Annotated in this window: 13 protein-coding genes; 9 read left to right on the top strand and 4 right to left on the bottom strand. The window is 68.4% G+C overall.

All coding sequences use genetic code 11. The features are described from left to right. Nucleotides 1–8: 8 nt before the first annotated feature. The 4 genes from folE to OC534_RS13680 all read left to right on the top strand — a co-directional run bounded on the left by folE (nt 9) and on the right by OC534_RS13680 (nt 6,253). Entirely contained in the window at nt 9–611 is a 603-nt protein-coding gene (folE, locus tag OC534_RS13695) for a GTP cyclohydrolase I FolE (RefSeq protein ID WP_017354738.1), read from the top strand. A gap of 94 nt (nt 612–705) precedes the next feature. Next, entirely contained in the window at nt 706–2,175 is a 1,470-nt protein-coding gene (locus OC534_RS13690) for a DUF3375 domain-containing protein (RefSeq protein ID WP_017354737.1), read from the top strand. Continuing rightward, entirely contained in the window at nt 2,162–2,863 is a 702-nt protein-coding gene (locus OC534_RS13685; RefSeq protein ID WP_017354736.1) for a DUF4194 domain-containing protein, read from the top strand. The genes OC534_RS13690 and OC534_RS13685 overlap by 14 nt, the downstream gene beginning before the upstream one ends. 18 nt (nt 2,864–2,881) lie before the next feature. After that, the gene (locus tag OC534_RS13680; RefSeq protein WP_017354735.1) at nt 2,882–6,253 is read left to right on the top strand and encodes an SbcC/MukB-like Walker B domain-containing protein; all 3,372 of its coding nucleotides are present in this window, start codon (nt 2,882–2,884) and stop codon (nt 6,251–6,253) included. Nucleotides 6,254–6,332: 79 nt separating this feature from the next. On the opposite strand, the gene OC534_RS13675 is transcribed toward OC534_RS13680, so the two are convergent. Continuing rightward, on the bottom strand, nt 6,333–7,109 hold the full coding sequence (locus OC534_RS13675; RefSeq protein ID WP_136006881.1) for a TSUP family transporter: 777 nt from the start codon (nt 7,107–7,109) through the stop codon (nt 6,333–6,335). Between the two features lie 130 nt (nt 7,110–7,239). Between OC534_RS13675 and OC534_RS13670 the strand changes: the two genes are divergently transcribed. Further along, a complete protein-coding gene (locus tag OC534_RS13670) occupies nt 7,240–7,629 on the top strand; it encodes a YchJ family metal-binding protein (RefSeq protein WP_017354733.1) in 390 nt (129 codons plus the stop codon). On the opposite strand, the gene OC534_RS13665 is transcribed toward OC534_RS13670, so the two are convergent. Further along, nucleotides 7,608–8,915 carry a GGDEF domain-containing protein gene (locus tag OC534_RS13665; RefSeq protein ID WP_262071977.1) on the bottom strand — a complete coding sequence of 436 codons (1,308 nt, stop codon included), beginning with the start codon at nt 8,913–8,915 and terminating at the stop codon, nt 7,608–7,610. The genes OC534_RS13670 and OC534_RS13665 overlap by 22 nt on opposite strands. A 170-nt stretch (nt 8,916–9,085) precedes the next feature. Here OC534_RS13665 and egtB point away from each other — a divergent pair, with 170 nt between their 5' ends. The 4 genes from egtB (at nt 9,086) to OC534_RS13645 (ending at nt 14,378) form a co-directional block, all read left to right on the top strand. Further along, nucleotides 9,086–10,369 (top strand): ergothioneine biosynthesis protein EgtB, encoded by a 1,284-nt coding sequence (gene egtB / locus OC534_RS13660; RefSeq protein ID WP_262071976.1) that lies wholly within the window; start codon nt 9,086–9,088, stop codon nt 10,367–10,369. Then, the gene (gene egtD / locus OC534_RS13655) at nt 10,366–11,340 is read left to right on the top strand and encodes an L-histidine N(alpha)-methyltransferase (RefSeq protein ID WP_153165505.1); all 975 of its coding nucleotides are present in this window, start codon (nt 10,366–10,368) and stop codon (nt 11,338–11,340) included. The genes egtB and egtD overlap by 4 nt, the downstream gene beginning before the upstream one ends. An 87-nt stretch (nt 11,341–11,427) precedes the next feature. Beyond that, nucleotides 11,428–13,575: a lytic murein transglycosylase gene (locus OC534_RS13650; RefSeq protein ID WP_262071998.1), complete on the top strand. Its 2,148-nt coding sequence runs from the start codon at nt 11,428–11,430 to the stop codon at nt 13,573–13,575. A 56-nt stretch (nt 13,576–13,631) separates the two neighbouring features. After that, nucleotides 13,632–14,378 carry a GYF domain-containing protein gene (locus OC534_RS13645; protein WP_262071975.1) on the top strand — a complete coding sequence of 249 codons (747 nt, stop codon included), beginning with the start codon at nt 13,632–13,634 and terminating at the stop codon, nt 14,376–14,378. 6 nt (nt 14,379–14,384) lie between these two features. Here the strand turns inward: OC534_RS13645 and OC534_RS13640 are convergent, their stop codons facing one another. Both OC534_RS13640 and OC534_RS13635 read right to left on the bottom strand, forming a co-directional pair. Further along, entirely contained in the window at nt 14,385–15,575 is a 1,191-nt protein-coding gene (locus OC534_RS13640; RefSeq protein WP_262071974.1) for a benzoate/H(+) symporter BenE family transporter, read from the bottom strand. Between the two features lie 32 nt (nt 15,576–15,607). Then, on the bottom strand, nt 15,608–16,133 hold a 526-nt coding region (locus tag OC534_RS13635; RefSeq protein WP_262071973.1), incomplete at its 5' end, for a hypothetical protein.

Here is a 16,133-nt window from a genome sequence, read left to right as displayed (position 1 = left end):
TGTATGTAATGAGCGAAAAAGACAACGACGCCACCCCGGTCACCCAGGCCGATGCCGAATCGGCCGTGCGCACGCTGCTGCGCTGGGCCGGTGAAGACCCCACCCGCGAAGGCCTGTTGGATACGCCGCGGCGTGTCGCCGAGGCCTATGGCGACTGGTTCAGCGGCTACCGCGACGACCCGCGCGCCTACATGGAGCGTACCTTCGAGGAAGTGGCCGGCTACGACGAACTGATCGTGCTGCGCGACATCGAGTACGAAAGCCACTGTGAACACCACATGGCGCCGATCATCGGCCGCGTGCACGTCGGCTACCTGCCGGCGGGCAAGGTGGTGGGCATCAGCAAGCTGGCCCGCGTGGTCGAGGCGTATGCGCGCCGCTTCCAGGTCCAGGAAAAGATGACCGCGCAGATCGCCCAGTGCATCCAGGACGTGCTGCAGCCGGTCGGCGTGGGCGTGGTGGTGGAAGGTGCGCACGAGTGCATGACCACCCGCGGCATCCACAAGCGCGGCGTCAGCATGGTCACCTCCAAGATGCTGGGCAGCTTCCGCGAGGACGCGCGCACCCGCGCCGAGTTCCTGCGCTTCATCGAAGTGGGCGGCAAGCGCTGAACCTGCCGCGCGCCCGGCACCTTGGTGCCGGGCCGGTACCCTTCCTGCTGCGCGGCGTCTGGCTGCGCGGTGTTCTTCCGGATGTCCTGGCTGCATGAAGCACCGCGAACGCATCACCCGTTACCGCGCCCTGCGCGAACAGCCCCAGTGGAAGCTGCTGGCCGCTGCCAACGCCCCGGAGATCATCGGCCTGCTGCAGAGCCTGCTGATGGACGGCGAACGCACCCTGCCGGCGGCCGCACTGCATGAACGCCTGCAGCGCGCGCTGGACCAGCTCAACGGCGAGGAGCTGTCGCGCGAGCTGCCGCGTACCGCCCAGGCCTACATCGCCCATTGGCTTGCCCAGGGCTGGCTGGAGCGGCGCCTGCCCGACGGCGCCGACCAGGAGCAGTACGAACTGTCCACGCAGGCACTGCAGGCGATCCGCTTCGCCGACAGCCTGGAACAAAGCCGCGTGGCGGCCACCGAAAGCCGCCTGGCGCTGGTGATCGAGCAGCTCTCGCAGCTGGCCGCCCAGACCGAATCCAATCCCGATGCGCGCCTGTCGGCGCTGCGCGACGAACGCGACCGCATCGATGCGGAGATCGCACGGGTGGGTGAGGGCCGGGTGGTGGCCCTGGACGGCAAGCGCGCGCTGGAACGTGCGCGCCAGATCATCGGCCTGGCCGACGATCTCACCGAGGACTTCCGCCGCGTCCGCGATGATTTCGAGCGCCTCAACCGCGAGTTCCGCGAACGCATCATCGACGATGAAAGCGAGCGTGGCGACGTGCTCTCCAAGCTGTTCGAGGGCGTGGATGTGATCGGCGACAGTGATGCCGGGCGCAGTTTCCAGGCCTTCTGGCGGCTGCTCAACGACGCCGAGCAGAGCGCCCAGCTCGATGCCGCGCTGGAGGCGGTGCTGGCACGCGGCTTTGCCCGCAAGCTGGACCGCAACGAGCGCGCCTTCCTGCGCGGCTTCACCGGCACCATGCTCGACCGCGGCGGCCAGGTCCACGATGTGCTGCAGCATTTCGCGCGCAGTCTGCGCGGGTTCGTACAGAGCCGTGGCTACCTCGAGCAGCGCCGCCTCAACCAGCTGCTGAAGCAGGCGCAATCGGAGGCCCTGGCGCTGCGCGATGATTTCGCCGCCCAGCGCCCGATCGGCCGCGATCTGCAGCTCACCACCAGCCGCCTGCGCTCGTGGTCGCAATGGAAGCTGCACGACCCGCGCAGCGCGCAGGTGGACGGCAGCGTGCAGCGCAACGACGCGGCCAGCATCAGTCTGGAAAGCGTCGGTGACCTGGTGGCGTCGTCGGAAATCGACTTCCGCACCCTGCGTCGCGACCTGCACGAACTGCTTGGCGCGCAGCCGCGGCTCAGCATCGCCCAGGCCCTGTCGCAGCGCGAGGCGCCGCAAGGGCTGGGCAGCGTGATCGGCTACCTGTCGCTGGGCACCCGCCACGGCACCGTGGTGCACGGCGAACAGGAAACTGCCCATTGGCGTGGCGGCGATGGACAGTGGCGACGCGCCCGCATCCCGCTGGTTTGGTTCACCCAGGAGAAACGCCATGAACTGGCATGAAGATTCCCATGACGTCGCCCCCATCGACGGGGCCGCAGACGATCACGATGCCGAACCGGTGGTGGTGACGCCGCTGCCGCGGCGAAGCAATGACGTGTTCTACATGGGCGACACCGGGCGTCTGCCGCTGGATGGGCGTCGCGCGTTGTGCCAGCTGCTGATCGGCCCGAGCATCGACCAGCTGCGCCACGCCAAGCTGTGGCCGGCGCTGATCCGCAATGAGGCCGCGATCCGCTCGGCGCTGTCGGACCTGTTCCTGGAACTGGTGCTGGATCGCGACAGCGGCGTGGCCTTCACCCGGCAGGCCGACACCGAGGACATCGATGCACCGGTGCTGCTGCGCAGCTCGCCGTTGACCTTCATCGACTCGGTGCTGCTGCTGTACCTGCGCCAGCAGCTGGCCGAGGCCGATGCGCGCGGCAACCGCGCGGTGGTGGCCGACAACGAGATGGCCGAGGCTCTGGCCATCTACGAAAAGAACCTGTCCACCGATCGCGCCGGCTTCAATCGACGCGTGGCCGCGGCGGTGCAGAAGATGAAGGAGAACCACATCCTGACCCGCCTCGCCGGACAGGACGACCGCCACGAAGTGTCGCCGGCATTGAAACTGCTGTTCTCCGCCGAAGACGTCTCCGCGCTGTCCCATGTGTACCGCCAGTTGCGCGACACCCCCGCAGCAAAAGCCTGAACGGACCACCGATAACGCATGGCCATTTCCAAGCACACCCCCGCCCTGTTCAATGACGGGCTGCCCGATCCGCGGCTGCAGCAGTTCCGCATGCGGCGCCTGCAGGTGCACAACTGGGGCACCTTCAACGGCCTGACCGAAGTGCCGATCGCCGAGCGCGGTTTCCTGTTCGTGGGCCGGTCCGGCTCGGGCAAGTCGACCTTGCTCGATGCCATGTCGGCGATGCTGGTGCCGCCGTCGATCGTCGACTTCAACGCCGCCGCGCGCGAAGCCGAACGCAGTGGCCGCGACCGCAATCTGGTGTCCTACGTGCGTGGCGCGTGGGCCGACCAGCAGGACCGCGGCACCGGTGAAATCGCCACGCAGTACCTGCGCAAGGGCGCCACCTGGACCGCCCTGGTGCTGGAGTACCGCGCCGGTGATGGCCGCGTGGTCAGCCTGGTGCGCCTGTTCTGGATCGCCGGCAACGGCGCCGCCGCCGCCGACGTGCGCAAGCACTACCTGATCGCCGAACGGCCGTTCGACATCGCCAAGGACCTGGGGGGCTTCGACCTGGACCTGCGCAAGCTCAAGCAGCGCCTGGGCGACGTGCACCACTTCGACAGCTTCACCGGCTATGCCGAACGCTTCCGCCACCTGCTCGGCATCGACAACGACATGGCGCTGCGGCTGCTGCACAAGACGCAGTCGGCCAAGAACCTGGGCGATCTGAACGTCTTCCTGCGCGATTTCATGCTGGATACGCCGCGGACTTTTGATGCCGCCGAGCGCCTGGTCAGCGACTTCGCCGAGCTGGACGGCGCCCACAAGTCAGTCGTCACCGCCCGGCGCCAGGTCGAAACCCTCCTGCCGGCACGTGCCCTGTACGCCGAGCTGAAGGCCATGAACCTGCAGCGTGCCGATGAGGAAACGCTCAAGCTCGGCCTGGACAGCTTCCGCGAATCGCGACTGCAGCAGCTGCTGGAAAAGCGCCTGCAGGCCATCGACGTGCGCCACCGCGGGCTGCTGGGAGAAGAAACCCAGCGCCGCCAGGCGCTGGCGAACCACGAGGAGCACCTGGCCGGCCTGGAACTCCAACGTCGCCAGCAGGGCGGCGAGCGCATCGAGGAGCTGGAACGCGAGCATGGCCGCGCCCAGGCCGAGCGCGACCGGCGCCAGGCCAAGCGCGGGCAGGCGCAGCAGGCAGCCGAAGCGCTGCAGGCCGTCGTGCCCGATGACGCCCACGGCTTCGCACAGCTGATCGCCCGCGCACAGGCTGAGCTGGACAATCGCCAGCAGGCGGCGGCCGCGCTGGACGATGCCATCACCGAACGCCTGGCCGGCAAGCAGGACGACACCCGCCGCTTCGGCGAGGTCCGCGCCGAACTGGAGGCGATGGAGCGCAATCCGTCGAGCATCCCCGCGCCACTGCAGAAGCTGCGCAGCCGACTGGCCGAGGAAACCGGCGTGCCCGAGGCGGCGCTGCCGTTTGTGGGCGAACTGATCCAGGTCCGCCAGGAGCAGGGCGCCTGGCAGGGCGCGATCGAGCGCGTGCTGTTCGGCTTCGCGCAGTCGCTGCTGGTGGAAGACAAGCACTACAACGAGGTCAACGCATGGGTGAACCGCACCCAGCTTGGCATGCGGCTTACCTATTACCGGGTGCGCCGCAACGACGACGCGATCGCCCGCGAGCCCTCCGCGCGCTCGCTGCTGCACAAGCTGGAGTTCCGCGACAGCGTGTTCGAGCCGTGGCTGCGCCGTGAACTGGGCAAGCGCTACGACTACGAGTGCGTGGACGCGAAGCAGCTGCGTGATGTGGACCGTGGCATTTCCCGCGAAGGCCAGGTCAAGCATCCGGGCGACCGGTTTGAAAAGGACGACCGCAACGCCATCAGCGACCGCCGGCGCTGGCTGCTCGGCTTCAGCAACAGCGACAAGCTGGCGCTGTTCCGCAAGGAAGCGCAGGCGCTGGCGCAGCGCATCGCCGAATGCGACGAGGATATCGCGCGGCTGCGCAGCCAGCGCGACCGCGACAACGACCGCCGCCTGGCCTGCAACCAGCTGGTCAACTTCGTGTGGGAGGAAGTGGACGTCGCCACGGCACTCCAGCGCCTGGACGACATCGCCTCCTCGCTGCGCGAACTGAAGGAAGGCAACGCCGATCTGGCCCGCCTGGCGCAGCAGATCGACCAGGCCCGCGCGGACATCGCGCAGGCCCGCCGCACCTACGAAGACACCCGCGTCGAACTCATCCAGCTCTCCCGCGAACGCGACAAGCTCGATGCCCAGCGCCAGCGCAGCCGCGCCCTTGTACTGCCGGCGCTCGGCGCCACGCAGGAAGCAGGGCTGCAGCAGCGCCTGGACCTGCTGGGTGGGCTCAGCCTGGAAACCCTCGAAGCGCACATGCGCGAGATCAGCAAGGGCATCAACGAAAGCCTGGCCGCCTCGCAGCACGAGGTGCATCGTGTCGAGACCCAACTGGTGGCCTGCTTCCGGCGCTTCGCCCAGGCGTGGCCGGAGGAATCGGGCGACTTCACCGCGTCGGTCGCCTCGGCCGACGACTTTCTGGCCCGCCTGCAGCGCCTGGAGCGCGACGGCCTGCCGCAGCACGAAGAGCGTTTCTTCGACCTGCTGCAGAACCAGAGCAAGAACAACCTGCTGGCCCTTCAGCGGCACAGTGCCGAGGCCCGCAAGTCGATCGGCCAGCGCCTGGACGAGGTCAACGCCTCGCTGGAGCAGGTGCCCTTCAACCGCGGCACCCTGCTGACCATCGAACTCAGTGACCGCCGCCTGCCGGAAGTGCTGGAGTTCCACCAGCAGCTGCGTGAAGTGCTCTCGCACCACCAGACCGAAGAGCGCGAGGTGGCCGAGGCACAGTTCGCCGTCCTGCGTGAGCTGGTCAAACGCCTTGGTTCACAGGAGGGCGAGGACCGGCGCTGGCGCGAGAACGTGCTCGACGTGCGCCTGCACGTGGAGTTCATCGGCGTCGAGCTGGACGCGGCCACCCGCCAGCAGGTGGAGATCTACCGCAGTGGCGCCGGCAAGTCCGGTGGCCAGCGGCAGAAGCTGGCCACCACCTGCCTGGCGGCCGCGCTGCGCTACCAGTTGGGCGGTGCCGAGAGCCAACTGCCCAGCTATGCCGCCGTGGTCCTGGACGAAGCATTCGACAAGGCCGACAACGAGTTCACCGCCCTGGCGATGAACATCTTCGAGAACTTCGGCTTCCAGATGGTGGTGGCCACGCCGCTGAAGTCGGTGATGACGCTGGAGCCGTTCATCGGCGGCGCCTGCTTCGTCGAGATCAGCGGCCGCCACGACTCCGGCGTGCTGCTGATCGAGTACGACGAAGAGGCCAAGCGGCTGAAGCTGCCCGAACGCAGCCGCCAGCAGGACGCCGAACCGGTCGCCTGACCGGCCGGCCACGCCCGCGCACCCCGGGGAGAGCCGACCGATGGGAGGCTCCAACCGGGCGGCGCCCCGCGCGACGGGGTTATCCGCCGAAGGTATCCCAGCCCATCCGGGCGATCAGCACCACTACCAGGCCGACGAACAGCTTGCGGATGAACGGCGTGCCGCCGCGCAGCGCCAGCCGCGTACCGACCACCGAGCCGACGATGTTGGCGGCGGCCATCGGCACCGCGAACAGCCACAGGATGTTGCCGGTGGGCACGAAGAACGAAATGGCCGCCAGGTTGGTGGCCAGATTGACCACCTTCGACGCGGCCGAAGCGCGCAGAAAGTCCAGCCCGAAGAAGCGCACGAACAGGAAGATCAGGAAGCTGCCGGTGCCCGGTCCGAAGAAGCCGTCGTAGAAGCCGATCACCGCGCCGATGGCCAGTGCGGCGGCCAGCTCCCTGCGGCCGATCTCGCGCGGCCGGTGCAGTGCGCCGAAGTCCTTCTTCCACAATGTATAGCCCAGCATCGCCACCAGCAGCACCAGCACCAGCGGGCGCACCGCATCCTTGGGCAGCAGGCTGACCGCTGTGGCCCCGGCAAACGAAAACACGAAGGCGGTGCCTGCCGCGAACAGCACCGGTCGCCACGGGAAGCGCACATTGCGCGCATAACGCACGGCCGCGGCTGCGGTGCCGAACATTGAACTGAACTTGTTGGTGCCAAACAGCATCGCCGGTGTCTGCTGCGGCAGCACCGTGAACAGGCCCGGCAGCTGCACCAGCCCGCCGCCACCGACGGCGGCATCGACCAGACCGGCGATGAAGGCAATCGCCACCAACCACAACAATTCAGGGGGAACCAGCTCGAACACGGCAGGGCATCGTGGCGTAAAGCGCGCCAGCATACGCCCGGCAGGACCCCGCAGGTAGAGCCGGTCGTTGGTCGGCAGCTCACCGGCGATGACGGTGGTCGACGCAACAGCGTCGCGTCACAATGTCCGCATGACCCATTCCGACCCCTGTCCCTGCGGCCGACCACTGGCGTATGCCGCCTGCTGCGGCCGCGTCCACGCCGGTGAGGCCGCAGCGGATGCCGAAGCGCTGATGCGCTCGCGCTACAGCGCCTATGTAAAGCAGTTGCCGGACTACCTGCTTGCCAGCTGGCACCCCGATACCCGCCCCCCCACGTTGTCGCTGGACGACGCGGACGGCCAACGCACCCGCTGGCTGGGCCTGACCGTCCACGAGCACACCGTATCGGACCCGGACCACGCCCGGGTACGTTTCACCGCACGCTACAAGGTGGGTGGCGGCAGCGCGGTCAAGATGCTCGAACACAGTCGTTTCGTCCGCGAGGACGGCCGCTGGTACTACCTCGACGCGCTGCCCTGAGCCGCCTCGCTGCTGCGTACCGCCACGGGGCGCTGCTGGCCGTGCGCGCGCACGCAATTGCGGCCGGCGTCCTTGGCCGCATACAGCGCCTGGTCGGCGGCCTTGATCACGGCCTGCGGGCTGTCGCCAACGCGGCTGTCGGCCACGCCGATGCTGACCGTCACCTGCACCACTTCGCCACCGCCGCCACGGCCGCGCTGCAGGCGGCCCACCGCGTCGTCGCGGGTCCGCGCCGCGCGGTCGCGCAGTGTCATGCGGGCGTCTTCCACCGTCGCCCGGATCGCCTCCACCGCTGCCACGCAGGCCGGGGCAGTGCGGTCCAGGAACACCAGCGCGAATTCTTCGCCGCCGTAGCGGAAGGCCCGCCCGCCGCCGCCCACACCTGCCAGCCGCGCCGCGACCAGCCGCAGCACGTCATCGCCGATGTCATGGCCGTGGGTGTCATTGAAGCGCTTGAAGTGGTCCACATCGACCATCGCGATCGTGTACGTGGCGCCCACGCGCTGCAGGCATTCGTTCAGCGCCCGCCGGCCGGGCAGGCCGGTCAGCTCGTCGCGGAAGGCCATGTGGAACGATTCCTGCACCATCGCCGATACCAGTGCCAGCAGCGCCACGCTGGTCAGCGCGGGCAGCAGCGCCGGCGACAGGAAGATCCGCGGCAGCATCGCCCACACTGCCAGCAGCGCCAGCAGCATCGCGGTATGCAGGGCGCGTGGTGCGCGCACGGCCTGCACCGACAGCGTGATCGCAGCGACCACGAAGGCCAGCGTCGGCAGTTGGGCCAGTCGGCTCCATCCGGTCGGCAGCCACGCCCAATGGCGGTTGGACAGCAGATCGTGCATGCCCTGCGGCCCCTGCGCGGCCAACAGCGCGAAGATGCCCAACGCCAGGCCGCTCAGCACCGCGCGCAGCAGCAGGTCCTGGCGCAGGCGTCCGCGCTCGGGCCAGAGTCCATGCAGCACAAACAGAACGGGCAACCACAACGCGACCGCATGGAAGGTCAGCGGCGTGGTGGCAGAGACCACGCCATCGCGCAGGAAGCCGGCCACCAGACCGTGCAGCAACGCGAAGGCCAGCGCGATCGCCAGCAGCAGGCACAGCGCCCGCACCCGGTTGTAGACCAGGGCCACGCCCACGCCAAGGCAGGTCAGCAGCAGGGGCAGCAGGCGGTGCACCGGGCTGCCGACCTCCTGCGCCGGGGTGGCCGACCACAGCACCAGCCCGGCAAGCACGGCGGGCAGTACGAACAGATAGTGGCTGGGCTGGCGTAGCAGGTGATTCCGCAAGGACGGTTCCACAGAGCGGGCCGGCGCGCCGTGGCTGCATCGTGCAAACCGGACCACACAGGCGATGGTCCTCCCGGTAGCGGCCGATGCGCATTCAACTTGAGCTGCGTAACGCGGCGTGAGCCGTGCCATGACGTTGCGCTCACCCGCGCTGTTCGATCCTGATCGCGATGAATACCGCCGTCGCCCCACCGCCGCCGACCACCGACCCATTGGCCGCGGCACTGGCCGCCCGCTACGCCGGCATCCGTGCCCGCAGCGTCGCGCTGGCCGCACCGCTCAGCGCCGAAGATGCGATGGTGCAGAGCATGCCGGACGCCAGCCCGACCAAGTGGCACCTGGCCCACACCACCTGGTTCTTCGAGCGCTTTGTGCTGGCCAACCGCCCGGGCTATGCGCCGTTCAACCCCGACTGGCATTACCTGTTCAACAGCTACTACCAGAGCATCGGCCCGGCGCACGCGCGCCCGCAGCGCGGCCTGCTCTCGCGCCCGTCGCTGCAGGAGGTGCTGCACTACCGTGCCGAGGTCGACCAGCAGGTGATCGCTCTGGTGCAGGCCGGTGTGCTCGATGCCACCACACACCATCAGCTGCTGCTCGGCCTGCAGCACGAACAACAGCATCAGGAGCTGCTGCTGACCGACATCAAGCACGCGCTGTGGTGCAACCCGCTGCAACCGGCCTACCGTGATGATCTCGCCTGTTCGCCCAGCACGGCCGTGCCGCTGCGCTGGCAGGAAAGCCCCGAGCAGATCGTGGAGATCGGCGCCCCGGCATGGCCAGCCCACGCCGGGTTCGCCTACGACAATGAGTCGCCCGTGCACCGGGTGCTGGTGCCCGCACACGCGCTGGCCAACCGGCCGGTGAGCAACGACGAGTACCGCCAGTTCGTGGCGGCCGGTGGCTATCGAGAGCCGGCGCACTGGATGAGCGAGGGCTGGGCGCTGTGCCAGGCCGAGCACTGGCAGCATCCCCTGTATTGGGACGATGCCCTGCAGCGCGAGTTCACCCTGGGCGGCTGGCGTGCGCTCGACCTGCACGCGCCGGTCTGCCACCTCAGTTATTACGAAGCCGATGCCTACGCGCGCTGGCGGGGCCTGCGCCTGCCCACCGAGTTCGAATGGGAGGCCGCCGCCGCAGGTCAGCCGGTCGACGGTCACTTCGCCGACGCCGATCGACTGCACCCTGCCGGCGGCCGCGAGGCCCCGCTGCAGCAGCTGTTCGGTGATGTCTGGGAATGGACCAGCAGCGCATATGGCGCCTATCCCGGCTTCCGCCCCTTCGCGGGCCATCTCGGCGAATACAACGGTAAATTCATGAACGGTCAATGGATCCTGCGCGGCGGCAGCTGCGCCACACCGGCCGGACACGTCCGCGCCAGTTACCGCAACTTCTTCGCCCCCTCGGCGCGCTGGCAGTTCGCCGGCCTGCGCCTGGCCCGGGACGCCGCATGAGCACGGTCAGCGACGCACTCGAAGCGCTCACCGACCTGCAGCCCGACCGCGCCCGCATCACCGCCGATATCGTGCAGGGCCTCTCCATCCGGCCGCGCCAGTTGCCGTCCAAGTACTTCTACGACACCCGTGGCTCGGCGCTGTTCGAGCAGATCACCCGCCAGCCCGAGTACTACCCGACACGCACCGAGCTGAAACTGCTGCAGGACTGCGCGCACGACATCGCCAAGGTGGTCGGCCCGCGCCTGCATGTGGTCGAGCTGGGCAGCGGCAGCGGCCGCAAGACCGAACTGCTGTTGCACGCGCTCACCGATCCGGTCGCCTATACCCCGATCGAAATCTCGCGTGCCGCCCTGCTGGCCAGCATCACGCGGCTTGCCCAGGCCTTGCCGGACATCGAGATGCTGCCGGTCTGCGCCGACTTCACCCGCCCGGTGCAGGTGCCGGCGCCGCAGCGCCCGCCGGCCCGTCGGCTGCTGTTCTTCCCCGGCTCCACGCTGGGCAATTTCGCCCATGCCGATGCCGTGGCGCTGCTGCGGGCCATGCGACAGACAATGGGCGCTGATGGCCTGGCCCTGATCGGCATCGACCTGCACAAGGACCCGGTGCTGATCGAATCGGCCTACAACGATGCCGCGGGTGTCACCGCCGACTTCACCCTCAACCTGCTGCGCCGGCTCAACCGCGAGATCGGCAGCGACTTCGACCTCGACGGCTTCCGCCACCGGGCCCGTTACAGCGTGCCGCGCCTGCGCATCGAGACCGAACTGGTCAGCACCCGCGCCCAGACCGTGCACGTCGACGGCCGTGCGTTCGACTTCGCCGACGGCGAGGCGATGACGGTCGAGTACAGCCACAAGTACACCGATGCGTCATTTGCGTCATTGGTCGCCGAGGCCGGCCTGCGCGCGAGCGCGGCGTGGAACGCGTTTGAGCCGGCCTTCGGCCTGCGACTGCTGCAGCCGGCTTGAACTGCGCGCGCACCGTTATGATGCAGGTCCACTTGGCTGCAAGGATTTCCGCCAATGAGGCTCTACACCGGCTGGCTGCTGGGCGCGATGTGCCTGGCCAGCGCCTCGGTTGCCGCCGCGCCGCAGGACGATCTGGACCGCTGCCTGGCCACACTGGAACCGCAGGCGCTCAAACAGGGCATCAGCGCTGACGGATTCACACGCCTCACCGCCGGTCTCACCCCGGACCTGAGCGTGTTGCCGCTCCTGGATGCCCAGCCCGAGTTCACCACGCCGCTGTGGGACTACCTCGCCGCGCTGGTGGACACCCAGCGCGTGGACGATGGCCGTGCGCGTCTCTCCCTGCATCGCGATCTGCTCGCCACGGTATCGGCGCAGTACGGTGTCGATCCCGCCACCATCGTGGCCGTGTGGGGGGTGGAAAGCGACTACGGTCGCGTCTTCGGCAAGCGCCCGCTGCTGCAGTCGCTGGCCACGCTGTCCTGCAACGGCCGTCGGCAACCGTTCTTCCGCGGCGAGCTGCTGGCCCTGCTCAGGCTGCTCGACGCCGGTGAGCTCCAGGCAGAGGGACTCACCGGCTCCTGGGCCGGTGCGTTCGGGCATACCCAGTTCATGCCGTCCACCTACGCTCGCATCGCGGTGGACGGTGATGGCGACGGTCGCCGCGATCTGGTCGCCAGCATCCCCGATGCCCTGGCCTCCACCGCCAACTACCTGGCCAAGGCCGGCTGGCGGACCGGCCAGCCCTGGGGCCTGGAGGTCAAACTCCCGACCGGCTTCAACGCATCGCTGGCCGGCCGCACCCAGCGCAAGCCACTGGCCGCCTGGCGCGCGCTGGGCATCGTCCCCGTGGCCGGCGGCGCGCTTGCCCCGGACGGCCTGCCCGCCGACAGCAACGCCGCCCTGCTGCTGCCGACCGGCGCCACGGGACCGGCCTGGCTGGTGTTCCGCAACTACGACGCGATCTACGCCTACAACGCCGCAGAGAGCTATGCCCTGGCCATCGCCACCCTGTCCGACCGTCTGCGCGGCGGGCCGGGCATCGTCGCGGCCTGGCCCACTGACGATCCCGGCATCGGCCGCAGCGAGCGCCGTGAGCTGCAGACCCTGCTGCTCGCACGTGGCCACGACATCGGCGCCGCCGATGGCATGATCGGCACCGCCACCCGCCGCGCCATCCAGATCGAACAGCAGCGCCTGGGCTGGACCACCACCGACGGCCGCGCCGGCCAACGCATCCTCACTGCATTGCGCAGTGCGCCTCCCATTCCGATCCCTTCGACCACCACCATGCCCGCATCCACTGTGTTCACCCTCCCGCCCAACCACGCCCGCCTGGTGCAGTCTCCGGCCGGCCCTGGCGCCGCCCTGCCCAAGGTCGAGGGCCTGAGCCTGGGCACCGTGCAGGGCTTCCCCGTCTGGAAGGTGGACACCCCGTTTGCCAGCGCCGCCATATCGGTGTTCGGCGGGCAACTGCTGTCCTATGTTCCCAAGGGCGGCCAGGATCTCCTGTGGCTGTCTCCCAGCGCGCAGCCGATGCCCACCCCGATCCGGGGCGGCAGCCCGGTGTGCTGGCCGTACTTCGGCCGCCAGGGGCAGGGCACCGATGTGCCCTCGCATGGGTTCGTGCGCAACGTGGCGTGGACGCTCAAAGAGGCGCGCCGCGAAGCCGACGGCACCGTACTGCTCACCTTGACCCCGCCGCCGCTGGACAACCTGGCGCTGCGCCTGACCATGCAGTTGCGCATCGGCCGCACGCTGGAGCAGCGCCTGATCACCGAGAACAGCGGCAGCCAGCCGGTCAGCTTCACCCAGGCCCTGCACAATTACTTCCGGGTGGAAGACGCCACGGCCGTGGACGTGCAGGGGCTGGATGGCCTCACCTATCTGGACAAGTTCGAGAACTACGCCACCCCGCGCGTGCAGCAGGGCGACTGGAACCTGCGCGACCCGCGCGATCCCGGCCGCAGCGACCGCATCTATACCGGCGCTGGCGGCCGCTACGTGCTCAAGGACCCCGGGCTGAAGCGGCGCATCGAAATCACCACCCAGGGCAGCCGCTCGCTGGTGGCCTGGAACCCGGGCCAGGCGGGGGCGGCAGGCATGGCCGACGTCGGGGCAGGCTGGCGCAACTATGTGTGTCTGGAGGCCGCCAACGCCGGTCCGGATGTCATCACCCTGCCGGCCGGCGCCAGCCACACGCTCACCCAGACCTTCCGCGTGCTGCCCCTGTAATCCCCCAGCCGACGCCCGGACGGGCGAACCGGTGCTTCTCCCTCCAGGAACGAGTCATGTCCGATACCCCGTGGTACTACGCCGATCACCAGCAACAGCGGCAGGGACCGCTGCCCGCTGTGCAGCTCCAGCACCTGCTGGGGCAGGGCCAGATCACCGCCGACACCCTGGTCTGGCGGCAAGGCATGCCGCAATGGGAGCCCCTGCACAGCGTGGCCGAGCTGGCGATGACCGCGCCGACGCCGGTCGAGCCGTCCCAGGATCCCTATGCTGCGCCGGCATCTGCCGTCGATGCCCGCGCCATGCCGGCGCACGCACCACTGGTGGACGGGCAGCAGGCGTATGCCGCCTTCGTCGGCAGCAACTTCCCGGTATACCGCCGCAAATGGCGGCTGGACCTGGCGCCCGACGGTCAGGCGGCCAGCGCCACCGCCTGGAGCTGGCCGGCCTTCCTGTTCGGCGCGTTCTGGATGTTGTATCGCCGCATGTACGCGCAGGCCGCCATGTGGATCGGCGCGCTCACCGTCCTGTCCATTCTGGAAACCCTGGCCGGGGCCAGCGACAGCGTATCGCTGGTGGTCACCGTGGCGACCAGCGTCGCGGCCGGTTCCGTGGGCAATTACCTGTATCTGCGGCATGCCCAGCGGATGATCGCGTTGGCCCAGGCACGTCATCCCGGTGACGCGACGGCCCAGCACGCCGCACTGGCTGGCCTGGGCGGCACCCGCTGGTCGGCGGTGTTCGTTGGCATGGCCATTTATGTGGTGCTGATCGGCGCGTTGACCTTCCTGCTGGATCCCTGATCCGGCTCAGCCGCGCGCTGCGGACGGCCGCAGCACCAGCAAGCAGATACCCCCGGCCACCAGTCCCCAGAAGGCCGAACCGATGCCGGCCAATGACAGCCCCGACGCGGTGACCAGGAACGTCACCAGGGCCGCTTCGCGGTCGGCCTCCTCCCGCAGCGCCATCGACAGGCTGTTGGCGATCGTGCCGAACAGGGCAATGCCGGCCACGCAGGCCACCAGCTCCTTGGGGAAGGCCGCGAACACCGCCGCCACCGTCGCACCGAACAGGCCCACCAGAATATAGAAGCCGCCGGCGGCCACCGCGGCGGTGTACCGGCGCGCGGGATCCTCATGCGCCTCCCGGCCCATGCAGATCGCGGCGGTGATCGCCGCCAGGTTGAGTCCGTAAGCACCGAAGGGCGCCAGCAGCGTGTTCACCACGCCGATCCAGCCGATCACCGGCGACACCGGTGTGTCGTAGCCGGATGCGCGGATGACGGCCACGCCGGGGATGTTCTGCGAAGCCATCGTCACCACGAACAGGGGCAGCGCAACGCCGATCACCGCCGCCCACGACAACGTGGGCCAGGTGAACACCGGCGTGGCCAGTTGCAGGCGGACATCCTGCAACTGCAGCAGTCCTTGGCCGGCAGCCACGGCAATACCCACGCCCAGCGTGGCGATCACGGCATAGCGCGGGAACAGCCGGCGCCCGATCAACCAGGTGGCGAACATGGCCAGTGCCATGCCCAGCTGCGTCTGCATGGACACGAACACATCCAGCCCAAAGCGCAGCAGCACACCGGCCAGCATGCCTGCGGCCAACGCCGTCGGTACCCGCTGCATCAGCCGCGCGAAGATCCCCGAGAAGCCGGCGATCATGCCCAGCACCGCTGCCAGCACAAAGGCACCGATCGCATCGCTGTAGCCCACCGCACCGGCACCGACCACCAGCATGGCCGCGCCTGGCGTCGACCATGCTGTCACCACGGGCACGCGGTAGCGCAGCGACAGGCCAATACAGGTGATGCCCATGCCCAGTCCAAGCGCCCACATCCACGAGGCGATCTGCGCCTGCGATGCGCCCATCGCGCGCGCGGCCTGGAACACGATCACCGCCGAGCTGGCAAAGCCCACCAACACCGTAATGAAGCCGGCCATCACCGCAGGCAACGACATATCGCGCAACAACGAACGCTTGGCTACCGCAGACATCGCATGCATCCCTGACGACAAGACATGCATTGTTAGCAAGCCTGCGGCAGCACGCGCAACGCGCGTGCTGCCGCGGCTGCAGATGAGCAGCACGCATTGATGACGCGTCGATGAAAAAGATCGAAGAAAAGCCTTGACGAATTTTCAGAAGTCTTTAGTATTCGCTCCCTCGCTGCGACGCGGTCTTCACCCCGGTGAACACCCAACCAAGGCGGCGGCAACATCCTTCGAAAGAAGGTGTTGACGGAAACGAAAAGCCTGACATAATAGGCGGCTCGCTTCGACGAAAAGACCTCCGGGTCGCACGGCGAAGCAGCATCGGCAACAACGTCCACTTCGGTGAGACGGCCTTGAAAAAAGGTGTTGACGAGGCGGAAAAGCCGGCTATAATGGGCGGCTCGCAACGACGGAAACGTCGGGGCACACGGAGAAAGGCGCTGAGGCCGACTCCAAGGTTCTTTGACAGTATGCGCAGGTATCTTGTGAAGGCGCCTGCAGGAAGGATGATTTGTCCATCTTGCAGACGTTTGATCAAGCAACATATCAATTGTTTTAAAG

Source organism: Stenotrophomonas sp. Marseille-Q5258 (genome assembly GCF_946900935.1).
In the GTDB taxonomy this organism is placed as follows: domain Bacteria; phylum Pseudomonadota; class Gammaproteobacteria; order Xanthomonadales; family Xanthomonadaceae; genus Stenotrophomonas; species Stenotrophomonas nematodicola.
The sequence above is the reverse complement of the archived record's forward strand: the minus strand, read 5'-3'. Positions and strand labels throughout refer to the sequence as shown.